The sequence below is a fragment of the Chryseobacterium sp. SG20098 genome (assembly GCF_031844745.1).
GTDB classification, from domain to species: domain Bacteria; phylum Bacteroidota; class Bacteroidia; order Flavobacteriales; family Weeksellaceae; genus Chryseobacterium; species Chryseobacterium cucumeris.
The window spans coordinates 2,592,269-2,607,497 of the sequence record NZ_CP134622.1 but is presented as its reverse complement, the minus strand read 5'-3'; the positions used below and the strand labels follow the sequence as shown (position 1 = coordinate 2,607,497).

The window sequence follows — 15,229 nt, the reverse complement described above, 5'->3', positions numbered from 1 at the left end:
CAAAATCATCTGAAAAATCCTCTGAAAATGCTCCCTTTAAAATATTGACAGCACATTTACAGACTAGTTTAAAAAAATCGTAATAGCCCATGATTTAATCTTCATAAATGTTAAAAGCCCATCCGACACCGACTGTTGACTTAACTTCATCACTTTCGCATTCCGAACATGCTTTTTTGTAAAGAGGAAAGTGATTTTTATGTCTACATAGCCATTCATGCATAGATATAAGTAGTGGCTGTATTCTCTCTAAAACAGCATTATCCATTTTGAATTTTACATCTTTAGCGCTTCCACTTGCTACACCTGCAGAATTTCCAATTGAATTTGGATTTTTCATTTGTTGGCCCGATGCAGTTGTTTCAAGCCAGCTCGGAACAATTGTCATAGCATCTACGCATTCAGCAGTAATCTTCCATAGATATTGTTTCCAAAGAGTTTTATACCAGTCATTGTTAACGAACTCTATCGCATTGATAATCTTTCCTTCCTTCAGCAATAAATCAGGAAACTCAGTATTATCCTGGGCATAGTCGGCTTTTATTTTTTGAAGAAGATCATTTTTATTTGAAGCCGTTACTTCAACATTCTTTTTATTTATGAAATCCTCGTAAAATTCATAACCCAATTCAGATTTAATCCATCTTTCTTCAGCTACAATAATATTTTGGAGTATCATTCTTTCTCCCTCGCTGCCATCTGAAGGTGAATGAAATCTAACTTCATCCGGAGTAATGAGAGTATTTCTTGCAGTATTATTTATCCGATACATCTTTTTTTGCTTTTTGGTTGGTTGAAATAATTACGGTTCCGGCATTATTTGGTAAAGGTTCTTTTCCGAAAATTTCACGACCTTCATTTACTGTAAGGATTGCGTTTGCATCAATATCTCCGGCAAAACTTTCTGGAACTACAGGAATGAAAGAAAATTCTTTTTCACTCCATTTTGTGCCCATCCAATCATCGTATATCTCAAAAAATGGGATGATGAAATCTTCAATAATGACTTCTCTTGTAGGTTCAATAACTGTTTTATTTTTGATATCGAAAATGGTTCGTACATAAGCATTCCCCCCATTTCCTATTCCCTTACTTATGTTCTGTCCGAAGAGTGCAGCATCCCAATTGTTTGAGCTAATTATCTTTTGTTCCACCTTTTCATCCATTGCAAGAAAATCTCCATCAGTCTGCTTTTTCATATCATGAACTTCAGCTTTTCCTTGTTTACTTGATATAAAAGCATATCTACCTCTTTTCCCATCTCCTGTATGTTGTAGGGTGATTTTCTTAGCAACTTTATTCAATTCATCGTCAGTGTAATTTCCTTCGAGCGTTACAATCCCTCCTAATACAAGGTTATTGTCAAAGTTGTCTATATTATATCTGGCTGCTTTGTATTCCAAAATTTGTTGAGGTAATGAAGCTACGTTCTCAGGCATTCCATAATAATCATAACCAGGCATTTCATTCTTAACATGGATAATGCAATGTTCTGTTCCTTGATCCAAATCCTTATACCACTTAGTATCTGCTCCATCATATATTGGAAGTTCTATTGCATCTTTTTCAACATCGATGGACCAATCGTTATTGTTACTTCTAAATTTTTTAGAAATATAAACGGATTGAGAAACGTCATTTTCATCAGCTTCTGACAATCTGCATTCTAAAAACTTTCGAGGAAAAGCCATCACCTTTTTGGTATTTCCTACTTTTGATCTGATAATCTCAATAAAATCATTACCAACTCTAAAATACTTGTTGAATAAACCATCAACAACCTTACCCATACTTTGGCGTTTATTGTTGATTCTTTTTTGGATTTTTTTAAATTCCTTCACTTCTGCATCGGTACCGTCTTTAATTGTTAGACCTTTACCAGCGCAAAAAAAGACTTTGGAATTTATACATGAGTTGGTTGTAGGACTTCCTAAACTGGCCTCAAAAAGAACCTGAAAGAAATTATCTTTTGGGTTTAGGAAGGGGATATAAGGTTTTTGTTTTTCAGGTAATAAAAAAGCAGCTGAGCTGCCTGAAGGTTCAAATGGAATAGGATTTACCACATCCAATTTAACTTCATTATTGGCTTTCAGATTCTGCTTTTCTTGCCTTTTTTGTCGGTTGTTTCTCGATGATGGCGTTTGTGGATTCATTGCCTGAAGGTTTTGTTTCTTCTAAAATTTGATCTTCTTTTATTTTGTCAAATTCTGATGAGGTAGGAATTTCTTTAAAATAGCTTTGTAATCGCTTATTATTGCTTTTGGTTGCTATTTCAAATAAGACATGAAGATCTTTTCTATTTCCTAATGGAAGGGATGAGTTATTAAATCCTACCACGGTATTTAAAAACTCATCCTTTATTTCAAGTTCCATAGTCTACTATTACGGTTTATCAATAAATGCTTCTAAAGCAGCTCTTCCGCCAGTAAACTCTAATGGACCACGGGAATAGACTCCTTTTAAAGATAGAGCCGCCCCATTTTTACCATCGAAGGCTTCTTCTAAGTGAATTTCAGATCCATCATGCTTCATTCTGAACTTTGAAATAGCCAAATCATTAACATACTTTTCAGCAACAATATGAATTGTGCCTGTATTGTCAATAATGACTAATCCAATGTTAGAACATACGCTTGCTGCATCAAGTCTGGCAAAGAAGTTTGTTAAGCCATTGCTTACTTTTGCAATTTCTCCAGTTGTTTCATACTCCCATTTTGTAGAACGACCGTTAATAGTCTGTTTAACAACAAATTTACCGGTCTGATCTTCTAGGTCTATTGGAAATAATTTTGCACCAGCAGCTGTTGTTGCCCCTTCTCTTTGTTCTATTGCTGTGTATGGTGGTAGAATTAAAGCTGGAGAAGGAGCTGCTTGGGTAAAATTAAAATCCTCTGGATCGAACCAGTATAATTCAGCTATACCTCCTGAAAGAGTTCCGCATGGGGTTTTATAAGATTGTCCTTGAAAACTTAACATGTTTATAATATTTAAAGTTAAAATTAATTATCCAACACCGTTGGTTTGGGCGATAACAACATCTTTCGGAGATACGATTTCAGTTCCACCAACAGCTTCAGCCAAATATTTCCAGGTGAATTCATCCTCGTCATACCAAACCTTCATAGCTTTACCTTCAAGTAAACCATGATTGTAATCTTTGTTTGTTCCCCAGATGAAGTTTTTTCTTAGAGTTAAAACAGCTGAGTGAGCCTGTTCTCCATTACCTAATTTTTTAAGTAAAGGTTTAAATGTTGGTTCAATCAATACCGGGATATCATCGATTTTTAATGCTGGCTGACCTTGTTGATAAAGGTTTAAGCTTCCTGCATTTTCTCCAATGGATTGGTAGTATCTCCAAAGTCCTTTTGCCATATCGTAGTCACAAGTAAAATACTTTTGCATACCAGTAGCATTTTCAAGATTTGTTGTCTGTGCATCAATCATATCTTTGAATACACCATAGCACTGAGCTGGGGTTAAAGTACCCGAAGGTATTGCTGGACCTAAAGTTGGTTTGTAATCTGGATTATTAAGAGCAATATAATTTCTTAATTTGATGAAAATACCATCTACAATGTTCCAGGAAAAGTCACTATCTGAGGCTCTTGTAACATCTCCGAAATAGGCATTTGTTGCAATATCTTGTCCTAATGCTCCTTTGAAGAATTGTAGGATGAAATCTCTAAATTTAGGATTGCCTTCTGTGAAATCTTTTAAACATCCTTGATAGAATTCTCTTTCACAAATTTTTGTAGCACCATACATCTCGTCTACAGTAATTTTTCTGTTTCCGGATCTGGCGATTTTGCTCCAATCTACTTCACAATTTTGATCTGCTCTTCTTAGGATATTTGCCTTTTTGAAAATATCAAGGATCGGCGTACCCTTCATCATTGAAACATTATCTACCAAGGTAAACTCTTGTAGAGTACCAGCATATGTACCATTAAATTCAGGTAAAAGATCCTGAAAATGTGTATGGATAAGGAATAAGAATAATGCTTGCGGGGTTAATGTAAACTTTTTCATGTTTTAATTTTCTTGATTAATTGTTCCGGAACCAGAGTTAAGTGCCAAACCAACTCTTCTTACTGTAAGTGTTATCGTTTTTCTTGTTGAAGAAACTACGTTCACAGCAATCGAAAATCCTTCATTGGTATTGAAGCCAGTTGACAAATCAAATGTTACATTTCCTTCAGCAGCTCCAATTTTTTTTGAAATTTCATTTCCTTCACTGTCGATAACCCAAATATTTACAGCTGAAAAACTTTGACCAGCTGGAAATGTTGAAGCATCGGTTACGGTTAATACTTTAGTTTCTGCATTGAAACTATACTCGATTGCTGGGTTGAAATCAGAAGTTTCACACCCGCAAAATGTTCTTAATGCTTTATTTTCAAATGGATTCATAATAGTTGATTATTCGAATGAAATACCTTCGTATTTTTTTGATTCATCATTTTCAGGAGTTTTTGCTGGTTTAAATCCGTTAGAGATTTTTCCTTCTATGTCTCCAATTCTATCTACTGTATTTTTCCAATCTTCTGACTCTTTGAAGTCTACTGGCTTTACAGAGTCACTAATCTGAGTGAGAATATTCTCCGGTAACCCATTTGTGAAGAAATTGGAAATTGCATTCTGAACCTGCTCATCTGTGGGAGCTGGAGGTTCATATCCCTCTAATGCCGTGGAAACAGCATTGGTAATGGTTTCAGGAGTGAAATTATTTTCAGCTCCTTCACCTTCTTTTGGAACGATATTAAAATTTGCTAATGCAGTATTAATAGCATTCCCGATAAGTGTTGCTAGATTTTTCATATCTAAGTTTTGATTAAAATTTTTAGGATCTTCAACCGGTACTGGAGGAGTTGCTGCAATTGAATTAAATACATTCAATGCATTTTTATTTTTGAAACTCCAATCAGCCTGATTTATAGGCTTAAATTCCTCTTTCTGATCGGTTGTTTTGCTGACAAAGCCATTTTCAACAGCCTGTGCTCCTGTAAACCATGTTTCATTATTCATCCATTCTTCAATGGTTTCCTTGGATTTTCCTGTCAGATTTGAGTAAAAGTCACGAATTGTATTGTTGAAGTTTCTTAAATTCTTGGCTTGTCTTTCTACTTCGTTGACATCTCCCCAGGCAAAACCGGATACATTGTGTATCATATACCAGGAATTCGGTGATATTTTAGAGTTTTTTGCAGCCGATAACCCCATTGTATTCTCTACCCTGATAGATAACATAGGGGTGTCTTTCAATAGTTCAGCAGTCTCTTCCTTAGCCTGTGTAAGGATCTGTATTGCTGCTAAAGTTTTATCTTCTTGTGACATAAGAATTTGATTTTGTTAATATTAAAGTGTAAAGTTAGTGAAAAGTAATATATTATAGTACTATTTAATTAGAAATTTAAATATTCTGAGTAATAATCATCATCTGAATAATCAGACCCCGTTCCTGAAGACAATCCTCCGGATCCGGTTTGGTTCACTTCATAATCAAGAAACTCAATCATCATTAAACCGTCCATAACATCAGGTGATTCTCCGTTAAGATAATTTTTCATTTCTTTTTTCGGAATAACACAAAGTTTTCCATCATTATCTACTTTATCTCTTTTTATGGCCTTACGTTCATATAGCATACGTTGTTTTAAGGTCATTTTATCATCGTATCTTTTGTTAGCTGCTTCAGGGGTGACATATATTTCCCCACGATTAACTGACTCTCCGGATTTAAAAAAGCATTGCGATTTTAGATGATTGTAGTTTTCAATGACTTTAGTCTCATTATTAGGTAGCGGGCGAGCTCCGTTATTGAATTCTTTCGCTCCATCAATAAATCCGTCAACGAACTGGCCGACCCCATCATTATCAAAAACAATATTAGAGTAGGGAACGGAATATGCAAAAGCATAAGATTTAATCATGTCTATTACTTCGTTTCCCTTTGATTTATCCATGACATGAAAGTCTATAAGTCTTTTACCTGACCAGACATAAATAATGAATTTATCAGAGCCTTTTAAAGCGATATCTGTTGTTATTGCTTTTACTCCTTCAGGAACATATGAATTGGTGAAAATGTCATTGAACTTGTGGAAATCGTAGATATCATTTCCTTTTAGAGATATTTTCCAGTTACCACCAAGTAAACGGAGCTTTTCTTCTTGGCTTTGAGCGTTGAGGTTTCCCAGATAACCGGGATTAATTTTTAACAGCTCTTTGTTTTCATAGATAGAACCTCCAATAAAAGTAAAGGACTTGATGAAGTCAGCCGGAGAAACTAATCCTCCGGACTTTTCAATTTCACTATCTAGGAAATCTTTACATTTCTCGTATACATCCTCAAAAGTATCACCCCAAACAATATTGTCATTCTCATTCGTAAAGTATCTAACTACTCCCTGTCTTTCCGGAATAGGATAACCATAATTAGAGGAGTTTGGATCTTGTTCAATATACCATTCAATAAAGTCAGCAACCCAGCTGTCAGGATCTGGATTACATGTAGCTCGTATATATGGTTTAATTCCACATGTAGAACGGTTACGAGATAGCATATACAGAAACATTGACTTACTGAAGTGTGTCAACTCATCAAACATTATCAGCGGTATCTCCGCCCCCTGCCAGTCAAACTTATTCTCTTCATATTGCATGTGAGAGAATTTCAACTTTGTTCCTGCAGGTTGAAACTTCCATTCTAAGATTGAGCTACGAGGATCGGCTTTGCTGACTTTTCTATAAAGCTTTTCCGAGGCATCCCAGAGTCCACCCTCAGCTCTTATCATTGGAGAAGTCCTACGAAAACAGACAGCTCCAAATCCTTTTACATGAATATGCCTTAATGGTTCCAGCAGAAGAGAGAATGTCTTACCTGCACCCGCAGCACCTCCACCGATAACGATGTCCGCAGATGAAGAAAGGGCTTTCATCTGATAGCCCTCCTGTGGTTTTATGACATTTATATTTGACAAATTAATCTCTGTTATTATTTGGAAGTTCGAAAACAGTAACCTGATTCTTTATTTCGATTGGGTTGTCTTCCTGCCCTCCGTGGTTTACCTTTTGAGCCACTTTCCCTTCTGTTCTGTCTAGGAACGTAGTAATTGCTTTGTTGTCTCCTTGGATTGCATTTTTAGTGATCGTAATGGCTATTAACTGATTTATGGAAGCTGCACTTTTTATTGAGCCTTTCTGGACTTTCTTTTTTCCATCTTTCACAACAGTTATTTCAAAAGTAACTTCATTACTGTCTCCGTACTCCTTTAAGAATTCTGTAACAGATTTTGATTTCCTTCCATTGTTCTCAGGTTGGTTGTCTGAAGAGAATCTATTTCCTTCAGAATTTCCTTTTGCGAACTGTCCGTTGTTATTCCGTTGTTTTTCCATCGGTGTAAATTATTCATCAGTCATTCCTTCGATTAAATCAATAATGTCTTCCCAGGCTTCAATTTGGGCTTTAACCTCAACATATTCCTGTTTCTGTCTTGGAGTAGCGGAATTCCCATCAATTAGGATTTCCAGATCTTTCTTTTTGTCTTTGGCTCTTTTAACCTTGCTTTTTAAAACTTTTTTTAAGTCCATTAGTTCTTTATTTTCGGGTTTCATACCTAAGATTTTTTATCGAAGGTAGTAATATTTTTAATTTCCATTCCATAGTTGTTTATTCCCTTTTGAACTTCTACAGGCTTTCTGATCATCTTATTTCGTTTAAACGGTGTGTAATCAACATGATGGTGAATACGTTTGAATTTGTGAACAATTTTAGAGTACTGAGGGTATACGTCAACAAGCATTTTAGATTTTGGATAAGTTCCCTCTTTTGCGTAAAATTCTTCTGTGTTTCCTCCCTTCAAAACCTGCGTTCTTAGTTTCTCTTGTAAGAAGGCATAAAACTGTACAGTGCATAAGCCAGCTGTAAGAATGTCAAGTGAAAGAATTGTATCTTCATTGTATCGACCTCTCCATCTAAATGGGATATCGTTTCTGATCAGGTTACAGCTATAAATTCGTGTGTTGGCTGTGAATGGTGGAGTCTTTTGTTTTGAACATGCAAACATGAAATAATTCGGACCGGCCATCACTACATTCTCATATCTCATACAGAAATCTTCCATTGCTGCGAAAATAGCTCCGGTTTCAACTCTGATTTGCTTATTACGATTCCAGCGGTAGAAACTCTGTATATTATCATCCATTACCCAATGCCAGGGAAAACCATTTTTTATTGAGTGATCCCACGCAAAGTTTCTGGCAGCTCCAGGACCTTTACTCTTTGTACTTCCAAGATTATCCAAAGTTTCATATTCATCCTGAAAAGTTTTATCTAAAATCAAGAGTGTTACAAGAGAATTTCCTTTCGTGTGCTTCCAATACTGATCATATTCCTGCTCTTCAATGACAATATAGTGATCCAGCTTCATTCTGGTTAAACTTTCACTTGTTAGTCTGGTTTCATATCGACCTTTTGAAACAATGTATATAGGAAATTTATTCTTCATCTTTATATCTGAAATCTTTTACGGCTTCCGGTTTTTTCTCTGGGAACCAAATTGATTTTGTGTCCCTGGTCATTTTTATACCTATCAGTTTTGCAAAGGCGAATCTGTCATCATCATTTTCAAAAGAAACAATTACTCTGTTCTTGGCTAAAAGATTCTCCTGCTCAAACTCTGGCATGTCTTCCCATTCTTCAGTAGGATTGTTTTCTCCAACTCCCTTTGGTATGAGGTCAATTTTTTCAAATCCGATATCTTCAAGAAAATTAATGTCGAAATCATCAGAAAGAAGTTCAAAATCAAACTCTGATTTGTCAGTGGCTAAATTATCAACTATGGCCAGCTGTTTTCTTGCATCATCATCTGTGGCTAAATCTGTTCTTTTTACAGCTATTAGGGTTTTACCGTCCGTTTCAATGATCTGGATTGGAATACCCAATTTTTCAGCCTGCGTAAAGGTTTCATTTCCTGCAATAATTTCATCTTCATTGTCAAGAAGAATAGATCGGCCAGTACCCAGCTCTAAAAGGGAGTTTTTGATTAACTCCTGATTTTCTTCGCTGTGTTTACGGTAATTTCGTTTGTCTTTCTTAATTCCCATTTTGTCAATAAATTAATATACAAATATACGGAAATAAGTAATATAATATAGTACTTTTTAAAAGCTAAAAAAGCCACAATGAGTGGCTAGTTATGAATTGTTATTTTTTACTTTCTTCATGGTGACCATGTCTAGGGTACTTTTTGATAATGTTTTCCTTTGCTACACGAGATACATGTCGTGTAGACTTATAAGATTTCGGAAAAGCCATTAGTTCAAATCTCTTACGATCTTTTTTTGTAGCATAACATGCTGGTCCTGCTGCATTCCACATAACTGTTCCTGGTGAAACAGTTACATAGCCTTTAGTTTGAGGAGCATGTACCATCTCTAATACTGGAAAATCTGTTCCCTTAGAAAGGGCAGCAAGATAAAAATCAAAAGCTTCATTTATTACTGCATTCAATTTAATACCTCTTTCTTCCGAAATTGTAAACAATCTCTCATGATTTTCAGGTGAAGTTCTAACATTGAAAACGCCTTTGTATTCTTTTTTAATTGGCATTTCATTTTCTTCGCACATCTGAATATAATCTTCAACCGCAGTAACAAAATTTTTGGCAAACTCTTCTGCGTTCTCAGCTTCATACATAACAAGACCATTTACTCCTATTAGTTTTCCAAAAAACATTGTAGTTTCTTGATCAAACTCTACTGTTCCTTTGATGTCTTTATGTTCAAGCATAATACTTAAATTAAATTGTTGTTTTGTAGTTCTTCTAAAATTGCTTTGATTTGATAATGTTTTAAGATATCAGGGTTATGAGGTTTATGTAACATTATTACACTTCCAGTTGTTTGATTCAAAAATGATACCGCACTTCCTGAAGTTCCCCCTTTATTATTTTCTTCATATCCTAAAGATACTAACAAAGTTCTCAGTTCAGCGTATTCAAAGTCTTTAGGTTTTGATTTAAAACGAGTGATAAGTTTCTCTTTTTTGGACATCTCATTTTTTGTTTATACAAATGTAACTAAAATTTAGTTACAATCAAAATATTTTTAATGCAAACAAAGAATATTTGAATCTTAAGTACGATATTAAAGTACTTCAAAGTCCCAAAAAGATAATTTTCCTTTCACATTTAGAATAGGTTTTTCATAATGAACAGCGTTCGCTAAAACCCAGTTGTAAATTGGTTTATTTCTTGTCAGATCAAAGAATCCTGAATGAGATGGAACTGATTTTTCAGCCCAAATACTCTCATGATTGATAACACAGTCAACTATATCTACTTCTCCAATAATTGCTGAGGTTATACTTAATTCTGATATAAATCCGTTATCCGGATGCCATATTCCATTTTCAAATAATTCGGCGGTTTGGGATGTGTTAAAATCGACTTCCTTAATAATTGCTGCAGAAGCATGAATGTATGTTCTTCCCCTGAAGTTAGTTTTCCAGGTCCGGTTTTCTATTGGTTTTATATTGAGGGTAATCAGAGATGCCCACGGCTGTTTTACAGATAATGCTTTCATTTTAATAAATATATTAGCGTTGTTTTTATTGCTGTATATCCCATAATTAAAATAAGGAATAGTACACAGAAGAAAATTATTTTCTCGCTTTTATTTTTTGATTTCATGATGCACTCTTCTGTTTTTTAGATTTTCTTTTTCTGATGATTACTAAATCCCGAACTTGTTTAATGTTGTTTTTAATTAGGTTGATTATCCTTTCGCTGTATTTGCTTTTTTTATGACCTAATCCATGATTCTGCAAAATTCTGAATGTTTTGAGACAAAGCTCTACAGTTTCTACTCGTTGACCCTTCACAGTTGCAGAAAATAAAAGACTGTTTTTTTTCTCATAATATTTATTAGTAAAAATGCAATGTTTCAACGTTTCGCCCTCTTCCAAAAACTCATGTACACTCATTAATGGACGAACTTCCACTTCTTTATCTTTGAAAAATAAATCAAAGAATTTTTTCTTTTGGAAAATATACTGAGGGTTTACATTATCACATTTCTTTTTGTTACTTGCAAGAGTTTTTCCGATCTCAGCTTTACGTTTTTCATGTACATAAAAGTCGTGAGCTTTAATTAAATCTTTAGGACAAACGTAATGAGCATTGTGAAGATCTTTATCCAGATAGGCCATTGCATCTAATAAGTCTTTATATATATTCGGATCTTTAATTTTATACTTATTTCTGAAACAGATTTTTAAAGCATTCCAATATCTATCAATAATATTACTTTCCCAGGCTCCAACAATATTGTGATAGTTTAATTTGATAAGAGTTTCTATTTTTGGACTATAATTTACCAGATCTACTAATCTCGAAAACCTAATATCTTTGAGAACTTTATAATTAATGCCTCTTTTTTCATATTCAGGTCTAAATTTTGAATGTGGATGAAAAAAGTCCGGAAATGGATTATAACTATTATTGTTTGTATAATATCCATAAACAAGCCTATTGTGTTCTCTAATTTCCATATCTCCGTTATAGTTTCCATAGCTGCTCAAAATCCTTGAATTGACAACTCGTTTTCCTTTTACTTCATACCAATTTTGACAAATTTCCCAAAAGAAAACTCTCTTTTTTTCGCCCTTTTCGTAGTAGCATCGGAATTCAAAATTTCTGATCACTTGAAAATCATATCCCATTGAAGTTACAAGCTCTGCCATTCCCATTGTTCCCCACCCGCTTGTAAACTTTCGTTTACGAGACATTTCTACTTTTAGATTTTCCCCACAGGAATTACAGATTACTCTATTTCTGTTAATATCCTTTACGTTGATATCAGATCCACACTCTAAACAAAATGCCGTGCTTTTGGTAGCAAAACACAATTTTGGAAACATTTTGTTGATTGCATAGTCTTGCTGTTCCTGAGTAGGTTTAAGAAGGAATTTAGCAAGTCTATTTACTTCTACTTGAATTTTGGTTTTTGGTTTCATAAATTATTGCATTAAGTCAAATAAGGATAATTGAGTTCCGTCTACAGGCTTTTCTTCTTTCTTTACCTTTTTCGGTTTTGGTTCTTGTTTTGGAGCTGGAGTAGCTGCTGCAACATTTGCGCGTTCTGGAATCTTTTTCGGTGGATGACTTTTATTAATTTCTGCTACGGCTTCTGGAGTTCCGCCAACTACTACATGGCCCGAAACTTTACTAGGCTTTTTCAGATCTTTAGTTACATAATACTTTTTTGCCATTGCAAAAACTTCATCATTGGTCATGGCTGAAACACCTAATTTCTTCACCTCTTCCATGATGTATGAACAACAATCTGTAAGATTTTTATCTGTACTAAGGACCGCTACAGCCAAGTCCTGATCATTTTTTACTTTAGCTTCGATATATGTTTTTATCGCTGTTTCAAATGGATTAGTTGCTTTCATATTAAATTTTCTAAGAATTCTACTTCTGTTTTAATAATTATTAGAAGATTTTCATTTTCTAATTTTCTTTTTATCGCCTCCGGATGATTACTTTTTGAATAAAATGTGATAGAATTTTGAAGTGTGTTCAGCGCATTTTTATAACCATTCATTTGGAGAAGCGTTTGAGCTTCATCTGCGTTTAACTTGCTTATGATATCCTGTTTTGGTAAGTAGTTGAGTTTTCTAAATAATTCTATATCCATGATTAAAAGTCTAAATGTTCAATAGTTTCAAAAAATTCATTTACATCATTGATGTAGCTTAAGTCAATTCTCTGGAAGTCTTTGTAATTACCATAGTGGTAAGCATTCTGAATCCTGATTATTTTACAGTATACGGTGGTTCCGGCTCTTTCAAATGTGCAGCCAGGTAATATGATTTCTCCTGTAAGTTGAAACTTGGAATTGTCTCTGTTTTCAAAGAAATTATCCAACCTTTTTTGCATTGAAGGACCGTTTGGAACAATAGCCAGTATTTCTCCGCCGGAATAATGAAGGTGCTTACAGGCTTTTATAACATGTTCCATTGCCGTTTTTCCAGAGAAACCAAACGGCGGGTTCATTGCTATTTTGTTGAACTTATTACTGATATGGTAGTTCTCAAATGATGTGTTGTGGACTATTCCATTGGTATTTATTGCCAGCTCTGATGCTAAATAGTGGCTGGGCTCAATAAAATGATTCTTAGTATATCCGGGAAAGAATCTACCTATCGCACCGTGTCCAGCTGAAGGCTCCAACATATCATCATTTGGTTCCGGTGCAAGCCATTCAACCATTTTCATTCCCAGTGGTTCCGGTGTAGCAAAGTAATCAACACCTTCTTTAGCCTTATTTCCGGAGGTCTTTTTCCCGCGGGCGAAATAGAATGTCTTTGCTTTATCAAATTCCGATATTGTAAATAAAAATCTGTCAGCCTCTTTTCCTCCAGTACCTTGATTTATATTTGGCTCATCTGTATGAGAGTTTTTATAACCTTCCTTGAATGCTGTTTCCAGATCTCGTGCGAGATTTCCCATTGCAAGATTTTCAGCAGTTTTTGATCTTTGGGCAATCTTGGTAGCGAATGCTATTCTTTCAGTCGTTGTTTGTATCGTAGCATACTCATAAATCGCATTACTCTTTAAACCTTCACGATATATCCTTCCTTCAGTTTGGATTGCCTGAGTGGGTGCTGTTGGAAGTCCTAGGTTTATTAGAACTCTTTGGTATTTCCCTGATCTGTCGTGTAGTGAAATCCCTTCCTGTCCAGCTTTAATTTGAACAATAATCAAATTGGTATCTGAAAGATCTTCATTAAAATCATTTACATACTTGCTACGAAGCTTTTTATTAATGGTCCCATTGAATTCTTTTGCTTCTGGAAAATATCTTTTTATCGTTTCCCTGACATTGATCAGGTCCGTCAGATTTAGATTCCAATAATGTTTGTATTCAGTTCTGAAATTTGAAATTTCTTCCAACAGGTCGGAATTACTTACCTCATCTTTTTCCAGGAATTCATCAAGAGTAAATTGGAAAGGGTGGGAGGGAAGAGAGTTATTGTAATTATGAAAAACAACTACCTTTCTATCCAATTCCAAGTGTTGAAATATTCTTTTGGGTATCTCTCTTGCTTTTATACATTCCAACAGCTGGGTAATATACAGATGATTATGTTTTTTATGAATACGATCACTCAAAGTTGGATACTTATCACAAAATTTTTGATCCCAGAACAGCTCAAAACCATCCTCAATTTCTTTTCCAATATCTGAATCCAAAGTGATAAATTCTCGAGAATAATCATAATCAAGATTTATTTGTCTGGTGGACATCACACCTTGTTCTTTATGATTTTCAAAGAAATTTCTTTCCAGTAAATTTTGATCTACGCCGCTCTCCGGAATAGTACATTTGTTGTACCTCATCCGATATCCAAAATTTTCAACCATAAATTTGCTGAATCCTGTTGGTATATTATATCCTCCATCATAATCCGGCTCTTCAATCTGTTCATAGATATCCCAAAGACAGCCATCTGCATACAAAACAGATTTATGATAAGCGAACGGTGTTGCAGAAAGAAAAACTACTTTGGTGCGTTCCACAATTTCAGAAACTATTTTTACGAAAAGATCTTTGTTGAATACCTCTCTATCATACTCATTCACGGAATACAAAACTGGAAGATCTCTCACTTTCCTTTTTACAACTGAAGGTACTTTTACAATTTCCTGATGCTGCAGGTAATATGAAGTATATGCTCCTTGCGCATTTTGATTCAGATAATGGCTTTCATCGTAGATAACTAGATCAAAATCTCTCAATAAAAGTGCTTGATTTTGATAAAAATTAGCATATGTGGTTACGGTGACTTCATTTCCAGGATCGTTAATTCCGGATAAATGATGGACTTTAAGGTCAAATATTTCAGCCTCTTCTTTCCAGTCAGTACATTTTTTCTCTGTAGGTACAACTATCAAAATATTTCTTTTATCCTGTGCGTAGAATCGTTTAGCAATACCTAATCCGACAAAAGTTTTTCCGGTACCGGTTCCATTTGTGAATAAATATCCTTTTCCAACTTCAAAGCGCTTTTCTGCAAAACTTATATCTTCTGCCTGAGTATCAAAAAGGAATGGCATCATATTCTTTATATTCCCAGGATCACCCAGAATAATAGAGGAAACATTTTCTTCGTTATCAAAATCAAATGATAATTGTGTGTACTTACCTTCAAACATCGTTT

Annotated in this window: 19 protein-coding genes; all 19 read right to left on the bottom strand. The window is 34.7% G+C overall.

Features of this window, described 5'->3' with window-relative positions:
• Nucleotides 1-94 precede the first annotated feature (94 nt).
• The 19 genes from RHP76_RS11925 to RHP76_RS11835 all read right to left on the bottom strand — a co-directional run bounded on the left by RHP76_RS11925 (nt 95) and on the right by RHP76_RS11835 (nt 15,224).
• Nucleotides 95-772, bottom strand: a complete 678-nt coding sequence (locus RHP76_RS11925; protein WP_311228247.1) for a hypothetical protein — start codon at nt 770-772, stop codon at nt 95-97.
• Nucleotides 756-2,153: a phage portal family protein gene (locus RHP76_RS11920; protein WP_311228246.1), complete on the bottom strand. Its 1,398-nt coding sequence runs from the start codon at nt 2,151-2,153 to the stop codon at nt 756-758. Before RHP76_RS11920 ends, RHP76_RS11925 begins: the two co-directional genes overlap by 17 nt.
• On the bottom strand, nt 2,080-2,373 hold the full coding sequence (locus tag RHP76_RS11915; RefSeq protein ID WP_311228245.1) for a hypothetical protein: 294 nt from the start codon (nt 2,371-2,373) through the stop codon (nt 2,080-2,082). Before RHP76_RS11915 ends, RHP76_RS11920 begins: the two co-directional genes overlap by 74 nt.
• 9 nt (nt 2,374-2,382) lie before the next feature.
• Nucleotides 2,383-2,976, bottom strand: a complete 594-nt coding sequence (locus tag RHP76_RS11910) for a hypothetical protein (RefSeq protein ID WP_311228244.1) — start codon at nt 2,974-2,976, stop codon at nt 2,383-2,385.
• Nucleotides 2,977-3,003: 27 nt separating this feature from the next.
• Entirely contained in the window at nt 3,004-4,029 is a 1,026-nt protein-coding gene (locus tag RHP76_RS11905; protein ID WP_311228243.1) for a hypothetical protein, read from the bottom strand.
• Between the two features lie 3 nt (nt 4,030-4,032).
• Nucleotides 4,033-4,410 carry a hypothetical protein gene (locus RHP76_RS11900; RefSeq protein WP_311228242.1) on the bottom strand — a complete coding sequence of 126 codons (378 nt, stop codon included), beginning with the start codon at nt 4,408-4,410 and terminating at the stop codon, nt 4,033-4,035.
• Between the two features lie 9 nt (nt 4,411-4,419).
• Nucleotides 4,420-5,334, bottom strand: a complete 915-nt coding sequence (locus RHP76_RS11895) for an ATP-dependent Clp protease proteolytic subunit (protein WP_311228241.1) — start codon at nt 5,332-5,334, stop codon at nt 4,420-4,422.
• 68 nt (nt 5,335-5,402) lie between these two features.
• Complete coding sequence (locus tag RHP76_RS11890; RefSeq protein WP_311228240.1) at nt 5,403-6,980, bottom strand: terminase large subunit domain-containing protein; 1,578 nt, start codon at nt 6,978-6,980, stop codon at nt 5,403-5,405.
• Nucleotide 6,981: 1 nt separating this feature from the next.
• Complete coding sequence (locus RHP76_RS11885) at nt 6,982-7,395, bottom strand: hypothetical protein (protein ID WP_311228239.1); 414 nt, start codon at nt 7,393-7,395, stop codon at nt 6,982-6,984.
• 9 nt (nt 7,396-7,404) lie between these two features.
• The gene (locus RHP76_RS11880; RefSeq protein WP_311228238.1) at nt 7,405-7,614 is read right to left on the bottom strand and encodes a hypothetical protein; all 210 of its coding nucleotides are present in this window, start codon (nt 7,612-7,614) and stop codon (nt 7,405-7,407) included.
• A 2-nt stretch (nt 7,615-7,616) separates the two neighbouring features.
• Nucleotides 7,617-8,507, bottom strand: coding sequence for a GREB1-related protein (locus tag RHP76_RS11875; protein WP_311228237.1), 891 nt, complete (start codon nt 8,505-8,507; stop codon nt 7,617-7,619).
• Entirely contained in the window at nt 8,497-9,105 is a 609-nt protein-coding gene (locus RHP76_RS11870) for a ParB N-terminal domain-containing protein (RefSeq protein WP_311228236.1), read from the bottom strand. The genes RHP76_RS11875 and RHP76_RS11870 overlap by 11 nt, the downstream gene beginning before the upstream one ends.
• A 100-nt stretch (nt 9,106-9,205) precedes the next feature.
• Entirely contained in the window at nt 9,206-9,790 is a 585-nt protein-coding gene (locus RHP76_RS11865; RefSeq protein ID WP_311228235.1) for a type II toxin-antitoxin system HicB family antitoxin, read from the bottom strand.
• A gap of 5 nt (nt 9,791-9,795) precedes the next feature.
• A complete protein-coding gene (locus RHP76_RS11860) occupies nt 9,796-10,053 on the bottom strand; it encodes a type II toxin-antitoxin system HicA family toxin (RefSeq protein ID WP_311228234.1) in 258 nt (85 codons plus the stop codon).
• 93 nt (nt 10,054-10,146) lie between these two features.
• Nucleotides 10,147-10,584 (bottom strand): ASCH domain-containing protein, encoded by a 438-nt coding sequence (locus RHP76_RS11855; RefSeq protein ID WP_311228233.1) that lies wholly within the window; start codon nt 10,582-10,584, stop codon nt 10,147-10,149.
• 103 nt (nt 10,585-10,687) lie between these two features.
• On the bottom strand, nt 10,688-12,016 hold the full coding sequence (locus RHP76_RS11850; RefSeq protein ID WP_311228232.1) for a PcfJ domain-containing protein: 1,329 nt from the start codon (nt 12,014-12,016) through the stop codon (nt 10,688-10,690).
• A gap of 3 nt (nt 12,017-12,019) precedes the next feature.
• The gene (locus tag RHP76_RS11845) at nt 12,020-12,457 is read right to left on the bottom strand and encodes a Cas9 inhibitor AcrIIA9 family protein (protein WP_311228231.1); all 438 of its coding nucleotides are present in this window, start codon (nt 12,455-12,457) and stop codon (nt 12,020-12,022) included.
• Nucleotides 12,454-12,702 (bottom strand): hypothetical protein, encoded by a 249-nt coding sequence (locus RHP76_RS11840; RefSeq protein ID WP_311228230.1) that lies wholly within the window; start codon nt 12,700-12,702, stop codon nt 12,454-12,456. Before RHP76_RS11840 ends, RHP76_RS11845 begins: the two co-directional genes overlap by 4 nt.
• Nucleotides 12,703-12,704: 2 nt before the next feature.
• Nucleotides 12,705-15,224 (bottom strand): DEAD/DEAH box helicase family protein, encoded by a 2,520-nt coding sequence (locus tag RHP76_RS11835; protein WP_311228229.1) that lies wholly within the window; start codon nt 15,222-15,224, stop codon nt 12,705-12,707.
• Nucleotides 15,225-15,229 lie beyond the last annotated feature (5 nt).

What these genes read in the sequence shown, in the direction of transcription:
- RHP76_RS11925 (WP_311228247.1), bottom strand. Translation starts at nt 772, where the DNA reads ATGTATCGGATAAATAATACTGCAAGAAATACTCTCATTACTCCGGAT.
- RHP76_RS11920 (WP_311228246.1), bottom strand. Translation starts at nt 2,153, where the DNA reads ATGAATCCACAAACGCCATCATCGAGAAACAACCGACAAAAAAGGCAA.
- RHP76_RS11915 (WP_311228245.1), bottom strand. Translation starts at nt 2,373, where the DNA reads ATGGAACTTGAAATAAAGGATGAGTTTTTAAATACCGTGGTAGGATTT.
- RHP76_RS11910 (WP_311228244.1), bottom strand. Translation starts at nt 2,976, where the DNA reads ATGTTAAGTTTTCAAGGACAATCTTATAAAACCCCATGCGGAACTCTT.
- RHP76_RS11905 (WP_311228243.1), bottom strand. Translation starts at nt 4,029, where the DNA reads ATGAAAAAGTTTACATTAACCCCGCAAGCATTATTCTTATTCCTTATC.
- RHP76_RS11900 (WP_311228242.1), bottom strand. Translation starts at nt 4,410, where the DNA reads ATGAATCCATTTGAAAATAAAGCATTAAGAACATTTTGCGGGTGTGAA.
- RHP76_RS11895 (WP_311228241.1), bottom strand. Translation starts at nt 5,334, where the DNA reads ATGTCACAAGAAGATAAAACTTTAGCAGCAATACAGATCCTTACACAG.
- RHP76_RS11885 (WP_311228239.1), bottom strand. Translation starts at nt 7,395, where the DNA reads ATGGAAAAACAACGGAATAACAACGGACAGTTCGCAAAAGGAAATTCT.
- RHP76_RS11880 (WP_311228238.1), bottom strand. Translation starts at nt 7,614, where the DNA reads ATGAAACCCGAAAATAAAGAACTAATGGACTTAAAAAAAGTTTTAAAA.
- RHP76_RS11875 (WP_311228237.1), bottom strand. Translation starts at nt 8,507, where the DNA reads ATGAAGAATAAATTTCCTATATACATTGTTTCAAAAGGTCGATATGAA.
- RHP76_RS11870 (WP_311228236.1), bottom strand. Translation starts at nt 9,105, where the DNA reads ATGGGAATTAAGAAAGACAAACGAAATTACCGTAAACACAGCGAAGAA.
- RHP76_RS11865 (WP_311228235.1), bottom strand. Translation starts at nt 9,790, where the DNA reads ATGCTTGAACATAAAGACATCAAAGGAACAGTAGAGTTTGATCAAGAA.
- RHP76_RS11860 (WP_311228234.1), bottom strand. Translation starts at nt 10,053, where the DNA reads ATGTCCAAAAAAGAGAAACTTATCACTCGTTTTAAATCAAAACCTAAA.
- RHP76_RS11855 (WP_311228233.1), bottom strand. Translation starts at nt 10,584, where the DNA reads ATGAAAGCATTATCTGTAAAACAGCCGTGGGCATCTCTGATTACCCTC.
- RHP76_RS11850 (WP_311228232.1), bottom strand. Translation starts at nt 12,016, where the DNA reads ATGAAACCAAAAACCAAAATTCAAGTAGAAGTAAATAGACTTGCTAAA.
- RHP76_RS11845 (WP_311228231.1), bottom strand. Translation starts at nt 12,457, where the DNA reads ATGAAAGCAACTAATCCATTTGAAACAGCGATAAAAACATATATCGAA.
- RHP76_RS11840 (WP_311228230.1), bottom strand. Translation starts at nt 12,702, where the DNA reads ATGGATATAGAATTATTTAGAAAACTCAACTACTTACCAAAACAGGAT.
- RHP76_RS11835 (WP_311228229.1), bottom strand. Translation starts at nt 15,224, where the DNA reads ATGTTTGAAGGTAAGTACACACAATTATCATTTGATTTTGATAACGAA.